The sequence below is a fragment of the Dorea ammoniilytica genome (genome assembly GCF_025567415.1).
Taxonomy (GTDB): domain Bacteria; phylum Bacillota; class Clostridia; order Lachnospirales; family Lachnospiraceae; genus Claveliimonas; species Claveliimonas ammoniilytica.
Genome location: NZ_JAOQJV010000022.1, coordinates 24,292 through 32,183 on the forward strand (window position 1 = coordinate 24,292; position 7,892 = coordinate 32,183).

General features: G+C 44.1%; 8 protein-coding genes. All 8 read left to right on the forward strand.

All coding sequences use genetic code 11. The annotated features are described in order from the left end of the window. A complete protein-coding gene (locus tag OCV65_RS12225; protein WP_262582277.1) occupies window positions 1-648 on the forward strand; it encodes a potassium channel family protein in 648 nt (215 codons plus the stop codon). Window positions 649-679: 31 nt separating this feature from the next. Beyond that, window positions 680-2,368: an ATP-binding protein gene (locus OCV65_RS12230; protein ID WP_262582278.1), complete on the forward strand. Its 1,689-nt coding sequence runs from the start codon at window positions 680-682 to the stop codon at window positions 2,366-2,368. Next, window positions 2,361-3,062 (forward strand): response regulator, encoded by a 702-nt coding sequence (locus OCV65_RS12235; RefSeq protein WP_262582279.1) that lies wholly within the window; start codon window positions 2,361-2,363, stop codon window positions 3,060-3,062. Before OCV65_RS12230 ends, OCV65_RS12235 begins: the two co-directional genes overlap by 8 nt. A 286-nt stretch (window positions 3,063-3,348) precedes the next feature. After that, the gene (locus tag OCV65_RS12240; protein ID WP_262582280.1) at window positions 3,349-3,858 is read left to right on the forward strand and encodes a heme-degrading domain-containing protein; all 510 of its coding nucleotides are present in this window, start codon (window positions 3,349-3,351) and stop codon (window positions 3,856-3,858) included. 49 nt (window positions 3,859-3,907) lie between these two features. Then, entirely contained in the window at window positions 3,908-5,044 is a 1,137-nt protein-coding gene (locus tag OCV65_RS12245) for a response regulator transcription factor (protein WP_262582282.1), read from the forward strand. 33 nt (window positions 5,045-5,077) lie between these two features. Beyond that, the gene (locus OCV65_RS12250) at window positions 5,078-5,872 is read left to right on the forward strand and encodes an IclR family transcriptional regulator (protein ID WP_262582284.1); all 795 of its coding nucleotides are present in this window, start codon (window positions 5,078-5,080) and stop codon (window positions 5,870-5,872) included. Window positions 5,873-5,889: 17 nt separating this feature from the next. Beyond that, on the forward strand, window positions 5,890-6,456 hold the full coding sequence (locus tag OCV65_RS12255) for an SGNH/GDSL hydrolase family protein (RefSeq protein ID WP_262582286.1): 567 nt from the start codon (window positions 5,890-5,892) through the stop codon (window positions 6,454-6,456). A 385-nt stretch (window positions 6,457-6,841) separates the two neighbouring features. Further along, window positions 6,842-7,892: SLC13 family permease (locus OCV65_RS12260; RefSeq protein WP_262582288.1), on the forward strand; the 1,051-nt coding region annotated here is incomplete at its 3' end.

Genomic DNA, 7,892 nt, shown 5'->3' on the forward strand with positions numbered 1-7,892 from the left:
ATGAAAAATATATTGTTAATTGGTCTTGGAAGATTTGGAAAACACATTGCAATCCAGTTGAATAGCCTGGGACATGAGATTATGGCAGTGGATATTGATGAAGAGAGAATCAATACTGTGCTTCCGTATGTTACGAATGCACAGATTGGAGACAGCACCAACTATAATTTCCTGAAATCACTGGGAATCCGTAATTTTGATGTATGTATTGTGACGATCAGTGGCAATTTCCAGAATTCACTGGAAACAACATCATTATTAAAAGAACTGGGTGCAAGACTGGTCGTGTCAAGGGCAGAGCGGGATGTACAGAAAAAATTCCTGCTGCGGAACGGTGCGGATGAAGTGGTATATCCGGAAAAACAGATCGCTAAGTGGACAGCGATCCGTTATGCGTCTGACCATATCCTGGATTACGTAGAAGTAGATGATACACATGCATTTTTTGAAGTGGAAGTTCCGGAAAAATGGCTGGGAAAAACAGTTGGTGAACTGGATATCCGTAAAAAATATAATATTAATATCATGGCGGTCAAAGAAAATGGTAAAATACATGAAATAGTCTCATCAGAGACTGTGTTGACAGATCATATTACATTAATAGTTCTTGGAGAGTATAAAGTAATCCAGAAATGTTTTAAGATTTAATGTTATAATTACAGAGACAGAGGTGGAAGTTATGGGAGTTGGAGCTGTATTGGCATTGAGTGTACCGTTTGTGGTTGTACTTGGATGGATTTCGGCGAATCAGTTTGAAGGATTTTTTCTGAAAAACTGGAGAGATAATGAGAAAGAGTATAAGATATATGATGCTTCTGTGCGAGGCAGAGTTATGCAAAATGCTTTTTATCAGAAAGGATATTGCAAAGATCTGGCGTTTACTGTTTTGATGCTTGCAATATGCACAGCGGTCGGATTCTGCTTTTTAAAGCTTGGCTTTACAGATACGAATATTGTCATGATATATATCCTGGGTGTATTGTTGACGGCAGTGGTTACTAAGGGTTATGTATATAGCGTTGCAAGCGCATTTCTGAGCGTGCTGTTGTTTGGCTTCTTCCTGACAGAACCGCGGCTTTCTTTTCAGACTTATGCAATGGGATATCCGGTGACATTTGCGGTAATGCTCCTTGCTGCAATTATTACCGGTACACTGGCGGCTCAGTTAAAAGCGCATGCGGAGGTGTCATCCAGACAGGCATTTCGGATACAGGTATTGTTTGATACGAACCGCCTGCTCCAGAGGAAAAGAGATGAAAAGGATATCCTTCGTACGACGTGTGAACAGCTGACCAAACTATTTGCTTGCAGCATCGTTGCCTATCTTGTGGAAGACGACAGGCTTTCAGAGGGGATGGTTTATGCCGGCGGAGAAAGAGGAAAGGATATCAGGCTGCTGGAAGAGCCGGAGCATGCGGCGGCAGAATGGGTTCTGAAGAACCGGAAAAGTGCCGGCATCGGAACCGACTACTGCAAAGAGGCAAGAAGCCTTTATATGCCAATCTGTACAGAAGATAGTGTCTACGGCGTAGTTGGTATACCAATGACGCAGAAGCCTCTGGATTCTTTTGAGTATAGTACGGTACGTTCTGTGTTAAATGAATGTGCACTTGCTATGGATAATGTGCATCATTTAAAAGAGATGGAAAAAGCGGCTGTGTTGGCCAAGAACGAACAGCTACGTGCAGATCTCCTCAGATCCATCTCACATGACCTGCGCACACCGTTATGTGCTATTTCCGGCAATGCAGATACGCTTCTGCATAATGAGGAAGGGATTGATGATGCCACACGAAAACAGATATACACAGACATTTATGATGATGCAGAATGGCTTGTCGGAGTGGTAGAAAATCTTCTGTCTGTTACAAGACTGAATGATAACCGGCTGAAACTGAACATGACAGATCAGCTGGTAGATGAGGTAGTGGATGAAGCGGTACGCCACGTCAGCCGTCTGGGCAGAGAGCATGTTATCGGCACAGATTGTGAAGAGTTATTACTGGCGCGTATGGATGCGCGGCTTATCATACAAGTATTGGTTAATTTGATCGAAAATGCAGTTAAATATACACAGCAGGGTTCTAAGATACAGATCAGTGCCCATAGACAGGGGGATAAAGTCTGTATCCGAGTGTCAGATAATGGAGGGGGCATCCGGGATGCCATGAAGCCGCATGTGTTTGAAATGTTCTATGTCGGTAAGACCACGGTTGCAGACAGCCGTCGAAGCCTTGGTCTTGGACTTGCACTTAGCAGATCCATTGTAGAGGCACATGGTGGAGAACTGACCCTGACAGATAATCAGCCACATGGCTGTATTTTCTCTTTTACATTACCAGTCAGTGAGGTGACATTAAATGAATAAAACATTGATATTGACAGTGGAAGATGACAGACCGGTGCGCAATCTGATCGTCACGACGTTAAAGACGCATGATTATAAATATCTGACCGCAGAAAACGGAAACGAAGCTGTCATGGAGGCAGCATCCCATAATCCGGATATTATACTTCTGGATCTTGGACTTCCTGATATGGATGGTATTGAGGTGATTAAAAGAATCAGAACATGGTCCAACATGCCGATTATCGTGATCAGTGCCAGAAGTGAGGAATCTGATAAGATCGAGGCGTTGGACGCAGGAGCAGATGACTATCTGACGAAACCATTTTCCGTTGAGGAGCTGCTTGCCCGTCTGCGAGTGACCGAACGCCGGTTAAAACTGATGCGGTCAGGGACGGAAGCAGGTGCACCGATATTTATAAATGGTGACCTGAAGATCGATTATGCGGCAGGATGTGCTTATCTGAAAGGGGAGGAACTGCACCTGACGCCGATCGAGTATAAGCTGCTCTGTATTTTGTCGCATAATGTGGGAAAAGTTCTGACACATACGTATATTACGCAGCAGATATGGGGAAGCAGCTGGGAAAAGGATATCGCATCGCTCCGGGTATTTATGGCGACACTGCGGAAAAAACTGGAGACAGATCCTGGCTCTGCGCAGTATATCCAGACCCATATCGGTATCGGTTACCGCATGCTGCGGGTAGACTGATCTGACATAAGATTCATCCTGAGTACATGGATAGTATCCTTATCCGGACAGCAGTAAAGTGCTGTCCTTTCTTTTGGTATTATGGAAACATTGCAATAAGACAAAAATAATTTGAAATCTTACGTAAAACTTGTTATTATTTAAACATGTATGATAATGCTAGTGTACGATTTGCGTAATTCATAAAAACTAGCCAATTCGCCTTATTGACGCCTGTATAACAATAGAAGTATAGTAAAAATGACTAAAAATAGGTAACAGTACCTAGATACAGGAGGGCATAAATATGGCAACAGATTATCAGGAGGCAATTCGTATACTTTCAGAACAGGAGAAGATCCTGCAGTTTGATTCATTTACCAGTGAGGACGCATGGAAGCTTGGCAATATTATGGTAGAAGAGATCAGGAATCAGGGGATCAATCTTACTGTCAGCATTCGCAAAATGAATGGACATATCGTATTTGCATATGCATCAGAGGGTGCAAATCTGAATCACCAGAACTGGACAGACCGTAAGTTTAACATGGTAAGTTATATGGAGTGCAGTTCACTTCTTGCAACAGCAAGAGCGCATTTCCTTGGAAGAAGTCTGGTAGAGGATTTTGGACTGAACTACGAAGAGTATAAGCTGTGCGGCGGCGGATTCCCGATCCGTGTGAATGGCTGCATGACGCATGTGATCACAGTGTCTGCACTGGCGCACGAGAAGGATCATGCGTTCATTGTAGGATGTCTGGAGAAATTCCTTGGCAAGAAAGCACCTGCTATGGATATGGAAATTCCAATGTTATAGTGATAGAATAGATGGTATGCAGAGGCAGGAATTGGAGGTACTTGAGAGAATGATGGGGAACGAGAATGCGAATCAGATGAACTTTTTTTCAGAGATGTCTGAATATCAGATTACGGCGAGGGAGTTTTTCAGTACCGTTCTTTTGGACAGTCTGTACCGCAATTTTGGCTTTAATGATATTTTGATCTCTTATTTTGATACCCATGGCAATTTCCTGTCATGGACGAACCGAAGCGGTGCACTGCTAGACTATGAAGGTCATCCTTACCGCAGATTTATGGAGAATGATGTAGTGCGTTACCGTATTTATATTGAGGCTGTGAGAGATCACCTGACCTATTTCAATGTGGAGCCAAGGCTGTACAAGGCAACGGATGTGATCGGAGAAAAGGATTATGAGAATTCACCATATGTCCGCTTTCTGGAAGAAAATTTTCGGAAGCACTACAGTGTGACACTTGCTTTTGGAATCAATGCGTATATTCAGGCAGCGTTCTTCAAGAGCAGGGAAGACGGTGATTTTACAGAACAAGAGATCGAGGAATTGAAGGAAATTTATGTATACGTAGCCAATTCCTATAAGAACTTTAAAAAGTATGAACAGGCGAAGATTATAGCGAACATTCAGAGTGAGATCATTGCATCAGGGGAAAAGGCATTTCTGGTGACAGATGATTTTACACATGTGATGAGCTACAATAAGACCGCCCAGCAGTATCTGGCAGATATTCTTGGCGAGGCAATGGTGGAACACATTGACAGCTCTACGCCGTGCAGCTGGCTGCCATTCCTGCTTGGGGGCGAGGAGGATGTACAGGCTGAGGACCGTGTGCAGACTCGGGTGATCAAGAATTATATCTTTAAGATATATACTTATGATCAGACCTATTCCAATGGAATTATTGACCGGTATCACTGGATTACGATTTCGAAGAAGAAGGAGCAGTCGGCGTCGGTGTCACCGGTACCGAAGAGCATCAGTGCAAACGGAGAGTCGCTTCTGACTCATGCAGAGCAGAGGGTAGCGGAACTGATGTGTCAGGGACTGACTTATAAGGCGATCGCAGACGAACTGGTGGTAAGTTATCATACCGTTAAGAAACATGTACAGAATATTTATTCCAAGTGTGGAATCAACAGCCGTTATGAACTTTATAAATGGATGGAAGACCAGGCACAGGAATAATAAGGCATAGATTGAGAAAGCGAGGCACTCCGGATGGAGCATCCACACGAAACAGGGAAAAAAGCATCTGATGCGAAGAGCGTTAGCAAGACACTGGCAATTTTGTCTACATTTGATGAGCGTACACCGATGCAGAGAACATCTGACATTGCTGCACGGCTGGGGATGAACATCAGTACCGTGTCCAGACATTTGAATACACTTCTGGACTGGGGATTTTTGCGAAGAGATGACGAGACGGGATGCTATTATCCTGGAACACAGATCATATCCCTTGCAGGTGCAACTCTGCAGGACAGCGATGTGTACCGTTATTCATTTCCGGAATTACAGCTTCTTTCATTCCGCTATGGTGTACACAGCCATATGAGTATTCAGGATGACACGGAGATTATGCACCTGATCAGCTGCTGTTGTGAACATACGATGGATCTGTTTGTGCCGATGGGACACAGGCAGCCAATGTACTGTTCCGCTATGGGACGTATTATGCTCGCTTATATGCCGGAAGCAAAGGCGGAAGATATCTTAAAGAGAAGTAACAGAGAAAAGAGAACACCGGATACAAAAGTAGGTGTAGACGAGATCATGCAGGAACTTAAGAAGGAACGGCAGCAGGGCATATGCATTCTGGTCAATGAACTGGCTTATGGCAAGGGTTCTGTTGCAGCGCCGATCTTAGACCGTGACCGTAATCCGGTAGCAGCGATCAGTGTCTCTACCAGTGCAAATGCGCTAAGCCAGCCGCAGAGAGAAGCGGAGCTCAAAAAAGCGATCAAGATCACTGCGTCCAGAATATCCGGCAGATTGGGTTACTACCCATATTAACAGACTGGAGATGTATAATGAACGAACATGTAACACGGCTGCGGCTCCTATTTGTGGGCAACAGCCATACTTTTTTTAATGATATGCCAGAAATGGTGGCAGAAAGATTCCGAAAGGATGGATATGACTGCGAGGTGGCAATGATCGCCCATGGCGGCTGGTCGCTGAGCCAGCTGATGGAAGAACCGGAAGTTCAGTTTAATATCCGTTATGGACATTACGACTATGTGATGCTTCAGGATATGTCGAATCCATTCGAATCCGAGAGAAGATTTATGAGATCGATAGCCATACTGGTGAAGTGGATCAGAGAGGCGGGCGCAAGACCAATCCTGTATCTGCCGTGGACCAGATGTGACGGAGAAGACAGACAGGCTGCAATGACAGCTTCTTATAAAAAAGCATCCGCAGAATATGAGGTGCCGTTAGCTCCGGCAGGAGAATTCTGGTGGGAGTACCGGAGAGAACATCCGGAGACCGAGATGTATTATGAGGACGGCACTCATGCTTCGGAGGTGGGATCAGAATTTGCAGCCGGATATATTTATCGTACAATTTCTACAGATATGAAAAAGAAGAAGTAATATGATTGGATTATATAGTGAAGAGGGACTGATACGTACACGGAAGTGTGGCGTATCAGTCCTTTTGTTTTTATACGAGCACAAGCACACTTTTGTGCAAAACAGACAAATAAATAGAGAGAAAATTATTGTGAAATGTATAACATTAACATAGTGTTTTGAAAATAGATGCTGAAATACGAAAGCCAGTTGCATATACTGCAATTGATAACCAAAATGTGAAATGCAAAATCACAATCCGTAATCCTGTTTTGAGCAATGCGAAGTGTCGGGAAAAAGCTTGTATCGTGCCGAAATATATCTATAATTTATTTCAGAAACAAGTTTTGTCAGCCGGCAAATGACGAAATTTAAAAAGATTCTATTTCTAAAAGGAGACTAAATTATGGACACAAAAAAAAGACTGATCTATTTGATCATCGGACCTGTCCTGTTTGCGATCGCTTCAGTGGCACTGAAGGGTGCGCTTGGAGGACTTGGAGCAATGGCAATCGGTACTTTGTTATGGATGGTATTCTGGTGGGCAACACAGCCAGTCAGCCTGACAGTTACAGCATTCCTTCCGGTTGGTATTAACGCATTGTTCGGTATGGTAGAACAGAGCGGAGTTATCGCTCAGTATGCATCAGGAAGTATCATCCTGATCTTTGGTTCTTGCTTACTTACAATTCCGTGGGCAACAACAGGGCTTGACAGACGAGTTGCCCTGAAGGTTCTTTCATTAGTAGGACCTTCCATGAAATCACAGATTACCGTATGGCTGCTTGCAAGTATGATCTTCTCATCCTGCCTGCCTAACGTAGCTGTATGTGCATTGTTTACACCAATCGCTGTGGCTATGATCCACGCAGCAGGATATGAGGATATCAAGAAAGCAGCTCCGGCAGTTCCGATTCTTCTCTGTATTGGATGGGGAGCCGGACTTGGTGGTGTAGGTTCTCCACTCGGTGGAGCCATGAACGTAGCTGCTATTTCCTTCTTCCAGGAGCTATCAGGACATGAGTTCATGTATGTAGACTGGATCGTACGCATCCTTCCGTTCTTTATCCTGACAGCAATTGTTACACTTTTACTGATGTTCTTCTTCTTCACTCGTAAAGGTGAGAAGCTGGAAGGAACAAAGGATTACTTTGAGAAAGCTTATGCAGAGCTCGGAACTATGAAGAGAGACGAAAAGATCTGTGGAACATTGTTCCTGTTAGCTATGATTGGTGCATTTGCTCGACCACTGTTTGCAAAGGCACTTCCATCACTGGAGCCTGCTTACATTTTCGCAATCCTTGGTGCATTGTCATTCGTTATCACATCAGCTGATAAGAAGAACCCGATCCTTACATGGGAACATGCGCAGAAAAATATGCTGTGGGGCATGATGCTTCTGTTCGGTGGCGGTCTTGCACTTGGTAATATCGTAAATGGTTCAGGAGCCGGAGCAG

Bases quoted from the DNA above. Each gene is read 5' to 3' on its own strand.
- OCV65_RS12225 (WP_262582277.1), top strand. From the start codon at position 1: ATGAAAAATATATTGTTAATTGGTCTTGGAAGATTTGGAAAACACATT.
- OCV65_RS12230 (WP_262582278.1), top strand. From the start codon at position 680: ATGGGAGTTGGAGCTGTATTGGCATTGAGTGTACCGTTTGTGGTTGTA.
- OCV65_RS12235 (WP_262582279.1), top strand. From the start codon at position 2,361: ATGAATAAAACATTGATATTGACAGTGGAAGATGACAGACCGGTGCGC.
- OCV65_RS12240 (WP_262582280.1), top strand. From the start codon at position 3,349: ATGGCAACAGATTATCAGGAGGCAATTCGTATACTTTCAGAACAGGAG.
- OCV65_RS12245 (WP_262582282.1), top strand. From the start codon at position 3,908: ATGATGGGGAACGAGAATGCGAATCAGATGAACTTTTTTTCAGAGATG.
- OCV65_RS12250 (WP_262582284.1), top strand. From the start codon at position 5,078: ATGGAGCATCCACACGAAACAGGGAAAAAAGCATCTGATGCGAAGAGC.
- OCV65_RS12255 (WP_262582286.1), top strand. From the start codon at position 5,890: ATGAACGAACATGTAACACGGCTGCGGCTCCTATTTGTGGGCAACAGC.